A 16,476-nucleotide genomic window follows, 5' to 3' on the forward strand; every position below is an offset into this window, starting at 1 on the left:
GAACATGAGAATCTCGAGAGCAATCCTTCTGCTTGCCCTCTTCGTGCTCACGCAAGCTTGCGGGGCTCCGGGAGCTGGAAAGCCCGCGAGGGTCGGCCCTGGTGCAGCCGTCGCCAAGGTCCGCGTGACGGAGCTGTCGGGCTGCAGCGGTGACAGGTTCCGTATCGACCTCCTCGATGCAATCGGAAAACTCCCGCACGATACGCTCGACGCGCAACGCGAGCAGCTACGGGACTGGGTCTTTACGGTCACGCTGGGGCGCATGGCCGCGCGCACGGGCGCCGATGAGGTGCTCTCCGGCGTCGCGGACGCGCCCCTCGTCCGCGATGACGCGCTCGCGCACGTGCTGCATACACAATCGGGGCCCACGCGCTCGACGTCGACGAAGAGCGGCGGAGCCGTCGTCCTCGTGGAGGCGGCCGACGCGGAGACGATGGCCGCGGAGGTCGCCGAGGCGGTCGATCAGGAGGCGCTCCACCTCGGGAGCATTCCCGCGGAAACCCAGGTGTATCAGTACGTATTCCAGCCCGAGGTGGCGCGCGCGGACGTGTGCGCCATGAAGCCCATTTCGCGGGCAGAGCTGGAAAGCGCGGCGCATCGTCATCGCAAGGCGACCATCACCACGGCTGCGGACCTCGAGCGGTTTCTCGCGGGCGGCGCCGATCTTCTCGCTGCGCAGTGCACCGACGCCGGCCTGGAGGTGACGGGGCGGCAGAGGCCGCGCACCACGCGGACGCCCATCACCGTGGAGCACATCGCCGCGCTCGCGCAGGCGCGTGGCACCCGGTACATTCCTCTCGAGCGTTTTGGTTTTTCTCTCGACAGGGTGTCGAACCGGGCGCAGCTCGACGCGAACGCACGGGAAATCGAGTCGTTGCGCGCGCCCCTCGAGATACAGCCGCCCGACATCCAGATCCTTCACGCCTGGAAACGGCAAAATCCCGGCGTGTCCATGCAGGAGCTGATGATGTCACTGCAGTTCCAGGAGAAATCGCTCGGCAGGCCGGGCTTCTCGCTGGATCCGCACACGAGCGCGTCCTTCGCGGGGAAGGTGCTCGACGACATCATCGAGGTGCTTCCGGATGTCCAGAAGGTGGCGGCGATCCTTCGAGGGCTGGACGAGGAGGAGCGCGCAGAATCGCTGCTCGACCTCGCGAGCTCGACGAACGAGCCTTTCGCGCTCGAAGCGAAAGAGGCGCTCATCGCGGCGCGCAAGAAACTCCAGAAAGCGACCGCCGAGGAGGCCGAGGCGATCCTCTCCGCGAAGCTCCCGACGTCGCGGGGGAACGCCCTCGCCCAGGATCTGATGCAGGTCGTCCGGCGAAAGAGCACGCAGCAGTGCTCGCGTTATGACGGGCCGCTCTTCGGCACCGCGACCGGAATGACGTTCTTTTATACCGATCTCCTCGCGAAGCTCTGGCTCATCGACTGGAACGGGGCCGCTCCGGAGAGCGTTATCGAGGGTTTCCAGAGCGCAATTCACGAGGCGCCGAGCACGACGTTCTGCGATGATACGGGCGGGAAAAACACCCGGATCTGGTTCGGCGTGCGCGAGGAGAGTTTCACGCGGGAGACGTCGGGCGCGGTCCGTTTTGCGCCGATGGCCACCCGGATCTTCGCCAGGAGCTCGAACCTCGGGGCCAGGCACGAGGAGTTCGAGGCGACCGTCGAGTCGAAGCGCTTCGTGCAATGGTGGGACGACCACTTCCCGGAGATCGCTTCCTGGGAGCCCCAGTACGAGGTTCTCAACCAGCTCATGAAGTGGTCCGTCGTGGTCCAGAATGCGGCCGTTGCTGGAAAACACGCGTGTCTGGCTCCACTCGACACGACCCCGGTCCGTGCCGATCACCGGATCGACAAGTGGGTTGCTGAGACGAGCGAATTGCGTTGGCGTGGTCCGGTGAGCCTTCTTCCTCCGCCCAAGGGCGTCGCGAAGAGGTCGGACGATCGGGAGTGCATGCTCCTCTTCGAATCGAGGCGTTTCTCTGCCTGCGGGAACGACACCCGGACCATCGCCGGCGGCGTCAGCGCCGCGACCATGCAGATGGTGCAGGGGAAGCGAACGCGCGTCACCACGACGCCCGCCCAGTTCGGACGCCTGGGGGCGGAGGTGGCGCCCATCGACGCGGGACCCGGGCGCGTTCGATTCGAGTCCGTTCGCGGCAGCGGCGGCCAATTGCAAAACGTCAGCGTCGAGAGCCTTCCGGCAAAGACGAGATTCACCGCCGAGATCGCCACGGATGTATCTCAGGTCGGTATGACGTCCTCGTGGGACCCACGAACGCCGATCAAGCACATCGACAAGTCGGTCGAGATCCAGGGCAAAAAAGCCGTCGCCACGGAGCGCAAGAACGGGCTCCTGAGCGCGGAGCTCCGGACCTCGGATCTGACGGCGGCCGATATCGAGGTCACGCTTACGCCAGGGACCGTGCTCGAGGTGAAGGCGAAGGCGCAAAAGGTCACCGAGCGCATGTCGGCGGACGGTGTCGCTCTCGTCGACGCAGCCGTCGGGCTCATGTTGGCCGATACGATCACGCACCTGGATGACGGATCGATCGTGTGGCGGATCGAAATCGGTGGATCCAAGAAATGGGTGCTCATGGAGTCCGGCGGTGGCAATCGAGGTCCCCCGGCGCGTGGGGTCGAAGCGCGCTTCTCGACGGGCGTGCCCGACGGAGCGCCGCACCGCCCTGGAAGCCCAGAGGCGTCCCGAGGCCCCGTCGCCCAGGTATCGATCCTCGACGACGCGGCCGGCGCTGCGCTCGTGAAAGAGCGGAAAGGCAAGCCCGTCGAGGCCTATGATCCGACGCTCGCCACGGTGAAGGACAAGCTCGCGAGCCAGGATGTCGACGGCGCAATGAAGGCGCTCGACCAGAATCCTTCGTCGAAGGCACGCGCATACGTGCTCGACCACGCGATCGGCGCGGGCAATGACGCGATCATCGGGCGGGTGGTGGATCAGGCCATTCGCAAGGGAGCGTCGCCGGCCGAGCTTTCCGCGCACGGCGAGAAGCTCCAGAAGGAATCCGTCATCCGGGCGCGTAGCGGCCAAGACGCGAGCGTACTCGAGCAGCAGGTCATGAAGCTCGCGATTGCCGAGGCCAGGCTACGAACGCCCGGGCCCGCCGAGGCGTCGCTGCGGGGCGCGGCGAAGGGAGATGCCGCGGTTTATGTTCCTGCGTCCTATCCGGTCATGGCCGAGCTTCCGCCGGCGGTGCACCCGCTGAAAAAGGTCGTTTTGCCCGAGGAAGCGTATGTGACGCGCGCGATCGAGCATGCGGCGCCGCAGCGTTTGCCCGCGGAGATCGAGGTGGGCGGCACCAAGTACAAGCAAACCGCGCCGGGGAAGGACCGGGCCTTCGACTACGGCGCGGTCGGCTCGCCGTTCCGCCTGCTCTTCGGCGTTCGGCGCCCGGTCCGCGTCGTTTTGCGCTGCGACGATCGCGACCCGACGTTCGTCCCCTGCCACGAGCGGCCATCCCCCGAGCAAGTGCAAAGGTACGAGGAGGCCATGAAATGCGATCAGGACGGCGATCGCAGGCTCACGACCGCGCCGGAGCGCGATTGCCTCGATGGCCAGCGCAAGCGCAAGGATGCGGAAGCTTCGGGGTCGAAACAGAAGACGCCATGAACGATACGAGGCAGATGGCCGGGGAACGCGCCTTCAATGCTCTTGCGGCCGCGCTCGACGGTTTCTCCGCGGCGCCTGGTGATACAGGCGCCGCGCGTCGCCTGGAGCCCTTGCTGGATGCACTTTATGCGACCGCGGTGGTCCGCGGCAGGAGCGCGCTTCGCGAGCTCGACGCGCTCCTCGCAAGCAAGGCCGAGGCATTGCCGGCGGTCGACGCCTGGCTCGCGCTGGTGCGCCTCCACCTCGCGCGCCGAAAGCAGCATGGTTTGGAGCTCGCGGCGCTCGATGCCACGCTCGACGGCGCGCCGCCGCGCACGCGATGGCTCGTCGCGTCCGAGGCCGCTCGCGTCGTCTGGCAACGCGAGGGGCCCGCGAGCGCCTGGAACCGAATGCGTCTCCTCGAGCCGGTTCCAGCCGATGAGAGCTGGCAGCAGGACAGTCCCCTGGTCGTCTCTGCCATTCTCACGCGCATCACGCTCGCCGCGGCACGAGGGGCCCGGGACGTACACGACCGGATCTCGGCAGAAGCCCAGGCTTTCTGGCCCGCGGACCATCCCTCGGCCCTGCGCGTCACCATTGCACTGGCGGAGGACACGATTGCGCGGGGGAACTTCCGCGACGCGTTGCGACGCCTGCGTGCCATCGAGGGCGCCGCTCGGGGCGATCTGCGCATGCACCTGCTTAGCGTCAGGCTGCACGCGCTCGTGAGCTCCGGCAGAGGATCGACCCGCCGCGCGCGCGCGACCTACCGCGCATTTCGCGAGGCCGCGCAGGCGCCGTCCGTCCCCGGTTTCGAGCTGCCCTCGGATCAACGGCGCGCATTGGAGGACCGCACGCGGCAAGTCGCGCGCGCCGCCGGTCTCTGCCGCGCTGGCCGGCGTCCGACGACGACGCTATCCCGCCTGCTCCAACGCGAGCGGGAGGCGCGTCGGATCAAGGATCCCGCGCGTCGCATTCCAGCATTGCGACGGGTCATCCGTCGCGCAGAGGTGCTCCTGCTCCGACCCGAGGCCGCGGCGCATCCGGAGGAGCTCGTGCGCCTGAAGCTCCTGTGGTGCAGGCTCGTGGTGGACCTCGACCAGGACGACATGTTCGATACGTGCGAGCGTATCCTCGAGCAGGCCCTCGCGGCCGCCGACCGGCTCGACCTCGATCCATTACGTATGCTCACCCTCGACCAGCGCGCGGTGCTTCGCGCCCGCAAGAGCCCTCCGAACTGGAAAGGCGCTCTCGTGGACAGCACGGGCGCGGCCTCGATTGCGCTGAAGATCCTCGCGGCCAACGCCGATCCTGGCGCGAAGAAGGGAACGGAGCGGTCCCTGCTCGCGAGCCTGTTGCCCGTCATCGACCGGGTCATCGATCTTCATACCGAGGGCGCGTTGCGGATCGCCGCGCGCCACGGCGAACTGCTCTCCATGCCGCTCGGCGCGCCCGAGCCGCACCTCGATGCCGAGACACCACGCGGGAGTTTTCTTCGCTTTGGTCGCATCCTTCACACGTTCGCCGAGCAATCGCAGGCGCTCGCGCTCGCGGAGGCCCGGATCGCCTTCGAGGATGGCCGCACCGTGCCGCACCGATTCGCCGTCGCCGTGCAGGGGGAGGCGCGGATCGTCGTCGACGGCTTCTGTCAAAAGCTCCGCGGCGAGGACGCCGTTTTGCAATATTTCGTCTTCGGCCGGTACATGCTCGTGTTCGCCTACGGCCGCAGCTTCTTCGAATGGCACGTCACGGCCATTCCGGAGTCCGAGGGGAGCTCTCGTTCGGAGCCCGCCCACCGCAGGCTCGACGAGCTTCTTCGCGCGCTCCGCGGGTGGACGCAGGGGGAGAGCCATTCGGAGGATGACGCGGCGCTCGTCGAGCTCCATGCCTTGCTCGTGCCGACCAAGATCGATGAGGCGCTGGCCTTGGCCGGCGTGCGCCACTTGCGGATCGTGCCGCATGACGTCCTCTACCGGATTCCATTCGGCAGGCTCGTCACGCGCAAAGGCCCGCTCCTGCATCGCTTCTCGATGAGCCTGCACCCGACCGGCCAGCTCGCCGCGGAGAGCGCGGAGGCGGGGCGCGCCCGGCTCGAACGGCGGCCCGTCCTCGGGTTCGTCTTTGGTCCGCAGGTGGATTCCGCCGCGGAGGAGGAGCAGGCCATTCGCGCGGGCACTGGCGCCATTGCCTCGCTCGCGCGGGTGGAAGTGGTCGACGGCGCTGCGACGAACCTCGAGGCGCTCCTCGGCCGCGCGCCCGCATTCGAACTGCTGCACTTTCTTTGTCATGGCGACGAAGGAGGGGGCTTCGGGCGATCGCCAGCCCTGCGCCTCGGGATCGAGGAGGATGGGCGCCTCGAATTGCCCCGCGTGCTTCGAATGCCGCTACGCCGGTGCGAGCTCGTGGTCCTCCAGAGCTGCTGGACCGGGTGGATGGACCATCGACGAACCAACCCCGTGCAAGGATTTCCTCAGGCATTCTGCGATGCGGGAGCGGGCGCGGTGATCGCCCCGCTCACGAAGATCCCGCAGGCCCTCGCGCCGCTGTTCGCCGAAGTGCTCTACCGGACGTTACGCTTTTTACCCGCGGAGCAAGCATTGCAGCGCACGATGGCGGTGCTCCGCACCCACGGCGGCGTTCTGGTCGCGCAAAACCCCGAGGCGAGCAGGGTCCTCGCGGAGCATGGTTCCATGGATGCGTTCGAGTATCGTTACATGGGAGCGACGGGGCTCACGCTCGGGGGATTCGTCTCGCGTCTCGTGGGCCGCGTGTCGTTCTGGTGGTGGGAGCGGGGGCTACGCCGGGCCCGAAACAGCAAGGAGAAAGATTCATGATTCATGCCGTCATCGTCGGTATCGACGTGTACCAGGATGGAGCCATCCCCCCGCTTTCCTGCGCTCGGTCCGATGCGCGGGCGCTCCATGGCCTCCTCGAACGGCGCATTCCGTCAAGCGAGCGCAACCTGATGCTTCTCGAAAATGAGCGCGCCACGCGGCGGAACATCATGGCGACGATCGGCGACGAGCTTCCGGGCATCGTCGAGACAGGCGACACGGTATTGCTCTACTTCGCGTGCCATGGCAGCCCGGAGCGACGCTCCGCGCGGGATCGTCGTTCCCTTTACCTCATCCCCCACGACACCGACTATCAGCGAATCTACGCCACCGCAATCGACATGGACCGGGACGTACCCTGCTGGCTCGAACGGCTCTCGGAGGCGGGGGCGAAGCTCGTCGTCCTCCTCCTCGATACGTGCTTCAGCGGCGCCGCGGGGGGGCGCACCTTCACGGGGCCCGTGCTCCGGAATAGCCCAAAAATCCCGGGGTATCTCGAATTCGACGACCCCGACCCCATCAGCTTCCGGGACATCGATCTCGGCCAGGGACAGGCCATCTTCTCCGCTGCGGATGGAGACCAGGTGGCGATGGAAAACCTCGGCCTGGGCCATGGGGTCTTCACGTATCATTTGCTCGACGCTCTCACGAAAAAGCGCGACGGGGCCCGCACGGTCCACCTCGGGATCCTCTACGCAGAGGTTTGTGATGCCGTACGTTCTGCCACGGGCGAACGCCAGGAGCCGGTGCTCAGCACGCGGCTGAAAAATGCGCGCCTTCCTTGCCTGGCGTGAGCCCTTGCGCGTGGGCTCGCGCCTGCCGTCCTTCCGGAGGCTCAACCCAGCACCGCCCGATAGAAGTCGCGCGGATCCATCTGCTCGGGGAAGACCGAACAGCCGCCGTCGTTGATTTCGATCACCGTATACCCACCACGCTCGAGCCGAGCCACGTCCGCCGTGAAGAATGGGGATTCGATGGTTTTCCCGAGATAGGCGAATTGCCGCGGATTCTCGAGCGTCGACTCCACATCGTAATACGGCGCGTGCGCCACCAGCCGCCCCTCCCAGAACACGAGGCGATGCTCGTCGGTCACGCGACGCTGACCAGGCGCCCAGCCGGGCAACGTTGCGAGGTCGAGATATTTTCGTATGACGAACCCCCGCTCGAAGCGGTCCCCACGGAACTCCAAAATCTTCTCGCAAACCTCGACGAAATCATCGTACGTGGCGCCCTCGGGCACGAAGCACGCGCGATGCCAGAGCTCTTTGACCGATTTCACGTGATCCTTCACCACCCACGGCGGCGGCCCGAGCTCCAGGGCCGCCTCCCACGCTTCCCGGATGTCTTCGCCTTCGGTCCACCGCGTGGGCGCGGTTTTATCGTCGAGGAGCGGAACGTAATTGGGCATGTACATCGTCTCGGCGAAGCTCTCGGGATCGACGACGAGCTCCTCGCCGCGATCCTGCATCGCCTCGTACAGGCCGGTGTATTCTTCTTCGCTCAACATCCATCCCCGGTAGAGCCACGTGCGATACCGGGGCTTGGGCAGCCGGCGCAAAGCGCGCTCCGGCTCGCCGTTCACGACGGGGTCGAGCGGAATCGCGAACGACTCGATGCCGAGCTCCTCGGCAGCCAGCACGTCGATCTCGAAGCGATCATCGGCGAACTGAGGGACATGGGGTCTTCCGAAGAGGATGGTGACGTCACTCATGGAGTCCTCCGAGGTGACGCCGCGCCCGGGTTGGGGCGGCGCGGCGGGCCCCTCAAGGTGGGTCCACGTTCGCGAAGAACCAGTCTTGCAAAGATCGATGATTTGCGAGAGGATCGTCTCAACGGGGGACAAAAATCGGGTCCCCGGCCCGCGCGCCGCGTCCGAGTCACGGCGAGAGCGGCTCATGTCGACAGCGAGCCTCGGCGCCGATTCAGGCTCGGCCTCGGCCCAGGAGCGCAAAGCGAAGGTTCAGCAGCATCCGGAACAGCCAGAGCTGCACCTGGAACTTCAGACCGTTGGGAATCGGGAACGACGTCGCGACGATGGTCTTTCCCGACGCGAAATCCGACGCGAAGGTCGCATAGGGCGTCGGCGTGACCCCTAGCCGTTGAAGACCGTCGCCGACATCGGCGAGCTCGCCATCGCGGATCATGCGAAACACCACCTTTGCGTGCTCCCGAGCCATCTCGGGCACGCCGAACATGGCGAATGCGCGATCGAGCATGCGGTCGGATCCGGCGATGTAGGTCACCGGCCTCTGCAAAGCCGACGACAGCAGAGCTGCTTGCTCGCCGAATGTGAGCGAATGAGGACCGGTGACGTCGAAGGCCTTGCCGACGTGCTCGTCCTCGAGGATCGCGTTGACACACGCGCGAGCCACGTCGCGCAAATCGACGAGCGGCGCGCGGCCTTCTCCTGCCGGCAAGATGTACGCACCTGCTTTGCGGATCAGCTCTTCATTGCTGAGAACGAACGTCTGCATGAATCCGTGCGGCCGGACGATGACGTAGTCCATGCCAGATTCCACGAGCTTTTGCTCGATCCGTCCGTGGGCCCGGAGAATGCGGCTTCGTCCGTTCACATTGGCCCTGAACGCCGACAGCTTCACGAGCTTCTCGACCCCTGCGGCGCGGGCAGAGTCGATGAACGCCGCCTCACGCTTTTCCATACGCTCGTTCGGCGTGCAGACGAGATAAGCCTTCTCGATACCCGCAAGAGCAATGGCCAATGTTTTCGGCTCGTCGAAGTCTCCGAGCACGGCGTTCATGCCCTGCCGAGCCAATCGCTCCCTCACCCTGGGGCTGCGAACCATCGCGCGGAAAGGGACGCCCTTCTCGCGCAGTCTTTCTGCGATGAGCGAGCCCGTATTGCCCGATACACCGGTGATGAGAATGCTCATTCCGCGCTCCGCGCCCTACGTCCGATCTGAATCACGTCGTCGGATCGATGGCAACGTCTCCCCACCGCATGACCGCCGCCCCCGCGGTGGACACCGTGCCGACGGTGAACACGAGGGCGACCTTTCCACGCTCGAGGAGCCCGCTCGTCGCCGCCGTGTGCATGTTCACCGGCATCAACGCCGGACCTATGTTCGCGTACCGATCGTAGGTCGAAATCGTCTTGTCGCGGCTGACGCCGAGCGCCTGCACGAAAAAGTCCGCGTACCAGGCCAGCGGCGTGTTGCAGATGAACACGTCGACGTCGTCGAGCTCCATCCCTGCCTTCTCGACCGCCGCGAGGCAGGCATCCCGCACGAAGCGCGAGCTCGTGTCCCGGAGGGCGCGGCCCGAGGATTTACCCGAGCGGATGATCGGCTTGTACCCGAGGCCGTCGACATTTTCGATGCGATACACGAACGCTCCGCACGTCTCGGCGGTGCTGATGGCGTTGACCGCGAGCAGACCGTTCCCCGGCTCCATCGCCGAAACGACGAATGCGCCGACACCATCGCCGAGAAACCAGGTCAGCGTGTCGGACCAGTCGCAAGCCCGCGAATAGATGCACGAGACGACGACGAGCACGTTTCGGTACTGTCCGGTGCTCACCAGCGAGCACGCCATCTGCAGCGACGCGAGCCCTCCGGAGCAGGTCGATTCGACGTTCCAGGCCGGGCGCCCGAGCTCGAGATCCTTCGCGAGGTACGCCGCATTGCCGACGCCGACTCCCTCGGAGGGAAACGATGCGACGAGCATCAGGTCGATGTCTTCCATCGCGAGCCCGGCAGCCCGAACGGCGCGGACAGCGACGTCGCTCTCGAGCGCGAGCTGCGATTCGTCGGGGCCGAGCACGCGGCGCTCGCGTGTGCCCCGGAATGGATCGCCGAGGTAGCTCGTCATGACCGCGTCGAACAACGCGCTGTCGGGGTTCGAATCACGTGTGTGGAACACCTGGGCGAGCGTCTTCTTCTCGAACTCGGCAAAAACGTCTGGCTGCCGTTCACGGAACCAATCGTTCGTTCGCACCGTCTTCGGAAATCCAACCGCGAGGGAGCGGATGCCGGCTGCAAGGGGGGTCGTCGTGATCATGGCTTTCACTCCGTAAACTGCCTGAGCGCTGCGATGCGCTGGCTACCACAAAGGCGCACGTCGGGATCGATACGTACATCGAGAACGGTGGGGCCCTCGCGCAGGTCCCTCAATCCTGCGTTGAGCTCTTCGAACGTCTCCACGACGTGACCGGTCGCTCCCATTGCCTTCGCAATGCCAGCGAAATCGACGAGCTGGGTCGAGAAGTCGGGCGTGCGTCCGTACAGGTCGAGAATGCCGTGGTGGCACATGTTGAGTCGACTATCGTTGATGACGACGAACGTGACGGGCATCTTCCACTGCACCGCCGTCGCGAGCTCGCCTCCGGACATGAGCATGCCGCCGTCGCCGCAAATCGCGTAGGCGCGCCGCTTCTCGTCCTTCGCTCCGAACGCGAGGCCGACAGGCACGCATATTCCCGTGCCCATGGAACCGAAGCCGAGGCAGGTGATGAACGTGCCTTGCTCCCGCACACGCAGGAAATGAAGTGCGACGCTCAGATGCTCGCCCATGTCCGACGTGAAGAACGAATTCGCGGGACAAACCTCGTTCATCGCCTTGACGACGTCGATCGTCGTCAGCCGTCCCGCATCCGACGTAGGTACCGGCTGGGTCTCCAGACGTGGGCTCGGCGCGCGGGCCACGTGCTCGCCTTCGACGGCGAGCATCACGCCAATGACCTTGTCGAGTGGTCCGAGCAGACCGATGTCGACAGGGTAGTTCTTGCCGAACTGCGCCGCATCGATGTCGATCTGGATGAACGTCCTCGACGCCCTGAGCAATGACGACCATGCGTTGGTCGCGAAGTCGTTGAGGCCGGTGCCACAGACGAGGATGACATCCGGCTTCATTTTCAGATAATCGACCACGGATTCATGTCCACCGAAGCCGAACAGCCCGAGGTAACCAGGGTGGTCTTCCGGAAAGGTTCCCTTGCCCTTCGGCGTGACCGCCACCGGGGCGCCCGTCCGGCGGACCAGCTCGAGCAGACGGTTACGATTTTCCCTGCCGCGTGCGCCCGCGCCCGCGAAGATGAGCGGCCGCTCCGCCTGCAAGAGGCTCGACATCGCACGCTCGCAAGCGGCTCGATCGATCTGGAAACCGAGCTCGGGCGTACCGAAGTAGGTCGATGTCGTGACGCCGGCGCTGGCGACGTCGAGCGGTAATGAGACGAACGCCGCGCCCGGCCTGCCGCTCATCATCGTCACCATCGTCTTGCGAAACGTCGCAACCGCGGCGTCGGGTCGCGAGAGTTGAACGGCCGTTTTGCAGACGTGGCGCGCCATTCCGATGGCGTCGAACCCGTACACCGAACCTTCCTGAAGAGCGCCGCGCCCGAAGGAGGCGCGCGGGACCTCGCCGGAAATGACGACGACGGGAATCCCGTCGGCGTTGGCGCTCGCAAGGCCCGTGAGCGCGTTCGTCACACCGGGCCCGGAGGTCGTCAGGGCCACGCTCGGACGCCCTGTCGCAAGCGAATGGCCCATCGCGAGGAACACCGCATTGGCTTCGTGTTTCGCCGTGACGACGCGGATGTCACGCCACTTCTCGAGCTCCGCGTAGAGATAACCGATCGCCCCGCCGGGAATGCCGTATACGGCGTCGACACCGAACTCCTGGAGGACCTCGATCAACTGCGCTGCGACCTTCTTCATCTTGACCTCGACGGCGCGACCTTCCCTGCCCGGACGCGCAAAGCGGTCCGGTCGAGGATGTGCCTCGGCTCGCTCCGTGGCTGTCGTCTGCCGCCCTGCGACAGAGCGTCGGCGAGGGGCGCCTCGGCGACGGCTCTGCCGTTCAGCCTACTCGATCCCCACTTCTACTGTCTACGGACTCTTCCGGAACCGCGACATCGTACGATTGCCTCGCGCACAGGTTGCCCGCTCGCGCGCGTGAGCGGGCCCAGCGGGGCGCTCCATGCTCACCCTTGCGCAAAGTGAAAGAGTGACTTCACCACGGCGTCCATTCTTACGACGATCGACATGAGCTAGATCCGGATCGTCGACGCCGCGACACGTCGACGGTGACCCGGGCCCAAGCGCTCGCGAGGGAGATTCCTCATGTTTTCCACTACTTCGACCACGATTCCCGTCACCCATCACCGGACTGCGACCGTCGAGGGACTCACGATCTTCTACCGCGAGGCCGGACCTGCCGACGCCCCGGTGGTCGTGCTGCTCCACGGCTTTCCGAGCTCGTCGCACATGTACCGCAACCTCATTCCCGCGCTCGCCGACCGCTACCGCGTGATCGCCCCCGACCTGCCGGGTTTCGGCCTGTCCGCGATGCCGCCGCGCGAGGAATTCGAATACAGTTTCGCCAAGTTCGCCGATATCGTCGACGGCCTGCTCCAGCAGCTCGGCGCCGAGCGTTACGCGCTCTATGTCATGGACTACGGCGCGCCGACGGGCTTTCGCCTTGCGCTCGCGCATCCCGGGCGCGTGGCCGCGCTCATCACGCAAAACGGCAATGCCTACGAGGACGGCCTTCAGGCCTTCTGGGATCCGATCAAAGCGCTCTGGGCCGACAATTCGAAGGCCCATCGCGACGCGCTCCGGCACTTCATGACGCCCGAGATCACTAAATTCCAATATGTCGACGGCGTGAAGGACGTGTCGCGGCTCGATCCCGCGGCCTGGCTCTACGACCAGCTCTTCCTGGACCGCCCCGGCAATGTCGAGATCCAGCTCGACCTCTTTTACGATTATCGAAACAATGTCGCGCTTTACCCCAGGTTCCAGGAGTTCTTCCGGACGCACAAGCCGCCGACGCTGATCGCCTGGGGCGCGAACGACAGCATCTTCCCGGCCGAAGGCGCCAGGGCCTTCCTGCGCGACCTGCCCGACGCCGAGCTCCATCTTCTCGACAGCGGCCACTTCGCCTTCGAGGACAAGGCCGACGAGATCGTGCCGCTGCTGCGCGATTTCCTCGCGCGACACCTGCCGGCCTGACCAGATTTCCAAGGAGAGACTGCCATGAACAAGAAAGTCGTCATCATCACGGGCGCTTCGCAAGGCATCGGCGCCGGCCTCGTCGAGGGCTATCGCAAGAAGGGCTTTCGTGTCGTCGCCAACTCGCGCTCGATCAAGCCCGACGCTTTCGGGGGTGATCCCGACGTCCTCGTCGTCGACGGCGACGTCGGGCACCCCGAGACGGCGAGGAAGGTGGTCGACGCCGCCGTCGCCCAATTCGGCCGGGTGGATACGCTCGTCAACAATGCCGGCATCTTCATTGCCAAGCCGTTCACCGAATACACGGCCGAGGACTTCGCGAAGAAGATCAGCGTCAACGTGGCGGGATTCTTCTACGTGACCCAGGCGGCGGTCACCCAATTTCTGAAGCAGGGCGAGGGTGGGCATATCGTCAGCATCACGACCTCACTCGTCGACCAGCCGATCAAGGGCGTGCCCTCGGTGCTCGCATCGCTGACGAAAGGCGGGATCGACGCAGCGACCCGCAGCCTCGCGATCGAATATGCCGCAAACGGCATCCGCGCGAACGTGGTCTCGCCGGGCATCATCAAGACCCCGATGCACGCGCCCGAGACCCACGCGGCCCTCGACGGCCTGCACCCGCTCGGCCGCATGGGCAGGATCGACGAAATCGTCCAGGCCGTCCTTTATCTCGAGGATGCGGGCTTCGTCACGGGCGAGACGCTCCACGTCGACGGCGGCCAGCACGCCGGCCATTGGTGATCAGCACGAGCACGGGAGAACCTTCATGCCATACATCAACGTGAAGTTCACCAAGGGCAGCGCCACGGCCGAGCAAAAGGCCAGGATCATTGCGGGCATGACCCATGTGCTGCGCGACGTGATCGACAAGGCGCCCGAGGCAACCTTCGTCGTCATCGACGAGGTGGAGCATGAAAATTGGGGCATTGGCGGCCTGCCCGTGCTGGAATATTGGCAGAAGACAGGCACATCCGCGTCCGCCGGCGGCAAGCCATGATCTGCCGTCGTGAAACAGTGCAATATGCCGCCCCGCACGTCTGCGCCGGCTCCCTTCAGCCGCCGCCGCAGGCGATCTGACGCCGCGTGAATTCAGCCCTCAGCCGCGGGCCCGCGAAATCGAAGAAGGCGCGCACCTTGGGCACCGAAAGCCGGCCCTCGGGCGTGATCAGATGCACGGGGAGCGGCGCAGGCTCCGCGTCGGCCAGCACGATCCGCAGTTTCCCCGCGGCCACCTCGTCCGCGATCTGATACGAAAAGACGCGTGTGATGCCGTTGCCCTCGACCGCGGACGCCACCGCTGCCTCGACGGTGTTCACCATCAGCCTCGGCTCGATCGCTATGTGTCGCACGGCGCCCGTGGCCTTTTCGGGCGGGAAATTCCAGCTCTCCTGGCCAAAGGAAGTCATCTGGATACAACGATGGCGGACGAGGTCGGTCGGGCTTTTCAGCGATGGCGCCGCGTCGAGATAGGCGGGGGCCGCGCAAAGCACCTTGCGTACCTCGCCGATCCTGGCCGCGATGAAGCTCGAATCGTGCAAGTGCGCAATTCGCAGTCCCACATCGATGCCTTCCTCGACGAGGCTCACCATGCGGTCCAGCAGCAAAAGCCGCGCCCTGACCGCGGATTCTCGTGCCAGGAACGCATCGAGGATCGGGCGCATGATCTTCGCTCCGCTCACCAGCGGCGCGGTCACGGTGAGCAGACCTCTCGGCGCGCCGCGCTCGCTCGCAGCGAGCATGTCGGCTTCCTCCAGATCGACCAGCACACGCCGGCAGGCCGCTGCATAACGCTCGCCCGCCTCGCTCAGATGGATCGAACGCGTGGTGCGGTGGAGTAATTGTACGCCGACATGGTTCTCGAGAAAGGTGATCGCGCGCGTGATCGCCGCCGGCGAGCGGCCGAGTTTGCGCGCCGCCCCCGCAAGGCTCCCCTCGTCCAGCGTCACGACGAAGACGCGCATCGCGTCGATCCGGTCCATGGTCCTTCCTCGAGCATTGCTTGCCCGTCTCGGGCATTCCCCTGACGCCTACCACGCTTCCCGCGCGCCGGGCAACCGCAGCGCTCGACCCCTCGGCGGGCCCCTGCCTCCTTGCGCGACGTAAGCGTGCTGCGGAATGGACACTGCGATGGACGCGGGTTAAGGAGAGTGGATCCTTATTATTGGTGGACGGACGGCTTCGGCGATTTCGATGCCGGGATTCGGTGCTCATTGGTACGGACGGGGCCGGTTCGCAGGGTCGCCGTCCGCGGTGGGGCAAGAATGACACACGCAGACACCGAGCATTTCGCGCGCGAGGAGACCCTCGCGTCGTGCGGCACCTGGGGAATGCACGCGCGCACGAAAAAGCTCGCGTCGCTCGACGAGGTCCTCGCCTACGAGAATCGTGACGTCGTCCAGCGCTTCCTCGAATCGTATCCCATCGATCCGGCGGATGCCGAAGCGCTCTTCACCGAGACGAAGCGATGGCTCTGGTTGATCGGGCAGAAGAGCAAGCTCCGCGGCCGCAAGCGGCTCCTCGTGACGCGGCCGATGGCCGCACTCGACGAGATGTGGCACTGCTTTCTCCTGTTCACGCAGGATTACGTGGCGTTCTGCTTTCGCTTCTTCGGGCAGTTCATCCACCACCAGCCCGTGACCCTGGCCGAGAAGACACGAACACGAAGGCGCATGCAGAGGGATCCGGAGGGATTCACCCGCGCCTTCGCCCGGCAAATGGAGTGGCAATACGGATTCATCGCGGAGCACCTCGGGGAGGAGACGCTCCGCAGGTGGTACGTCGAGCTTCCGTCGAAATATCCCATGGAAACGTTGCAGCGGCTGAATGCGCAATCCGCTGTGGCTGGTCGGCAGCGCTGAAGGAGAGGATCATGAAGAAGCAAAACAAGGTGACCACGAAGAAGGCAGGGAAGAAGGCGCCGGGAAAGAAGGCGCTCATCCAGTCGCTGGTGAAGAAGGACCTCGAGAGCCTCGCGTCCAGCGTCTCCGCGGTGTCGTGCGGCGGCACCACGTGTTGGAACTCGAACTGAACGAAGGCACCTGAATCGAGGAGCCCCCGGGTC

The 16,476-nt window shown here is 65.5% G+C and carries 13 protein-coding genes; 8 read left to right on the plus strand and 5 right to left on the minus strand.

The genetic code is table 11. From position 1 onward, the window contains the following. The first annotated feature begins 4 nt into the window (after positions 1-4). Genes QHF84_RS21760 through QHF84_RS21770 form a run of 3 tightly spaced genes read left to right on the plus strand, consistent with a single transcriptional unit; the run spans position 5 to position 7,238 of the window. On the plus strand, positions 5-3,631 hold the full coding sequence (locus tag QHF84_RS21760) for a hypothetical protein (RefSeq protein WP_281315277.1): 3,627 nt from the start codon (positions 5-7) through the stop codon (positions 3,629-3,631). Next, a complete protein-coding gene (locus tag QHF84_RS21765; protein WP_281315278.1) occupies positions 3,628-6,444 on the plus strand; it encodes a CHAT domain-containing protein in 2,817 nt (938 codons plus the stop codon). The genes QHF84_RS21760 and QHF84_RS21765 overlap by 4 nt, the downstream gene beginning before the upstream one ends. Next, the gene (locus QHF84_RS21770; protein WP_281315279.1) at positions 6,441-7,238 is read left to right on the plus strand and encodes a caspase family protein; all 798 of its coding nucleotides are present in this window, start codon (positions 6,441-6,443) and stop codon (positions 7,236-7,238) included. The genes QHF84_RS21765 and QHF84_RS21770 overlap by 4 nt, the downstream gene beginning before the upstream one ends. 41 nt (positions 7,239-7,279) lie before the next feature. Here QHF84_RS21770 and QHF84_RS21775 read toward each other — a convergent pair whose 3' ends face one another. From QHF84_RS21775 to QHF84_RS21790, 4 genes are all read right to left on the minus strand, one after another. After that, positions 7,280-8,155: an ATP-grasp domain-containing protein gene (locus QHF84_RS21775; RefSeq protein ID WP_281315280.1), complete on the minus strand. Its 876-nt coding sequence runs from the start codon at positions 8,153-8,155 to the stop codon at positions 7,280-7,282. Positions 8,156-8,366: 211 nt separating this feature from the next. Further along, complete coding sequence (locus tag QHF84_RS21780; RefSeq protein WP_281315281.1) at positions 8,367-9,335, minus strand: NAD(P)H-binding protein; 969 nt, start codon at positions 9,333-9,335, stop codon at positions 8,367-8,369. Positions 9,336-9,366: 31 nt separating this feature from the next. After that, positions 9,367-10,461, minus strand: coding sequence for a 3-oxoacyl-ACP synthase III family protein (locus QHF84_RS21785; RefSeq protein WP_281315282.1), 1,095 nt, complete (start codon positions 10,459-10,461; stop codon positions 9,367-9,369). Positions 10,462-10,466: 5 nt separating this feature from the next. After that, entirely contained in the window at positions 10,467-12,116 is a 1,650-nt protein-coding gene (locus tag QHF84_RS21790; protein ID WP_281315283.1) for a thiamine pyrophosphate-binding protein, read from the minus strand. 405 nt (positions 12,117-12,521) lie between these two features. Here QHF84_RS21790 and QHF84_RS21795 point away from each other — a divergent pair, with 405 nt between their 5' ends. The 3 genes from QHF84_RS21795 to QHF84_RS21805 are packed head-to-tail and all read left to right on the plus strand — an operon-like array spanning position 12,522 to position 14,412. Further along, positions 12,522-13,412, plus strand: a complete 891-nt coding sequence (locus QHF84_RS21795) for an alpha/beta hydrolase (RefSeq protein WP_281315284.1) — start codon at positions 12,522-12,524, stop codon at positions 13,410-13,412. A gap of 24 nt (positions 13,413-13,436) precedes the next feature. Further along, complete coding sequence (locus QHF84_RS21800; RefSeq protein WP_281315285.1) at positions 13,437-14,156, plus strand: SDR family oxidoreductase; 720 nt, start codon at positions 13,437-13,439, stop codon at positions 14,154-14,156. A 25-nt stretch (positions 14,157-14,181) separates the two neighbouring features. Further along, positions 14,182-14,412, plus strand: coding sequence for a 4-oxalocrotonate tautomerase family protein (locus QHF84_RS21805; RefSeq protein WP_281315286.1), 231 nt, complete (start codon positions 14,182-14,184; stop codon positions 14,410-14,412). 55 nt (positions 14,413-14,467) lie between these two features. Here QHF84_RS21805 and QHF84_RS21810 read toward each other — a convergent pair whose 3' ends face one another. After that, the gene (locus QHF84_RS21810; RefSeq protein ID WP_281315287.1) at positions 14,468-15,394 is read right to left on the minus strand and encodes a LysR family transcriptional regulator; all 927 of its coding nucleotides are present in this window, start codon (positions 15,392-15,394) and stop codon (positions 14,468-14,470) included. Positions 15,395-15,676: 282 nt separating this feature from the next. On the opposite strand from QHF84_RS21810, the gene QHF84_RS21815 reads away from it, so the two are divergent. After that, positions 15,677-16,273, plus strand: coding sequence for a hypothetical protein (locus QHF84_RS21815; protein WP_281315288.1), 597 nt, complete (start codon positions 15,677-15,679; stop codon positions 16,271-16,273). A gap of 11 nt (positions 16,274-16,284) precedes the next feature. Then, positions 16,285-16,443 carry a hypothetical protein gene (locus tag QHF84_RS21820; RefSeq protein WP_281315289.1) on the plus strand — a complete coding sequence of 53 codons (159 nt, stop codon included), beginning with the start codon at positions 16,285-16,287 and terminating at the stop codon, positions 16,441-16,443. The last annotated feature ends 33 nt before the right edge of the window (positions 16,444-16,476 follow it).

Origin of the sequence: Polyangium sp. y55x31 (assembly GCF_029946505.1) — a bacterium.
GTDB lineage: Bacteria > Myxococcota_A > Polyangia > Polyangiales > Polyangiaceae > Polyangium.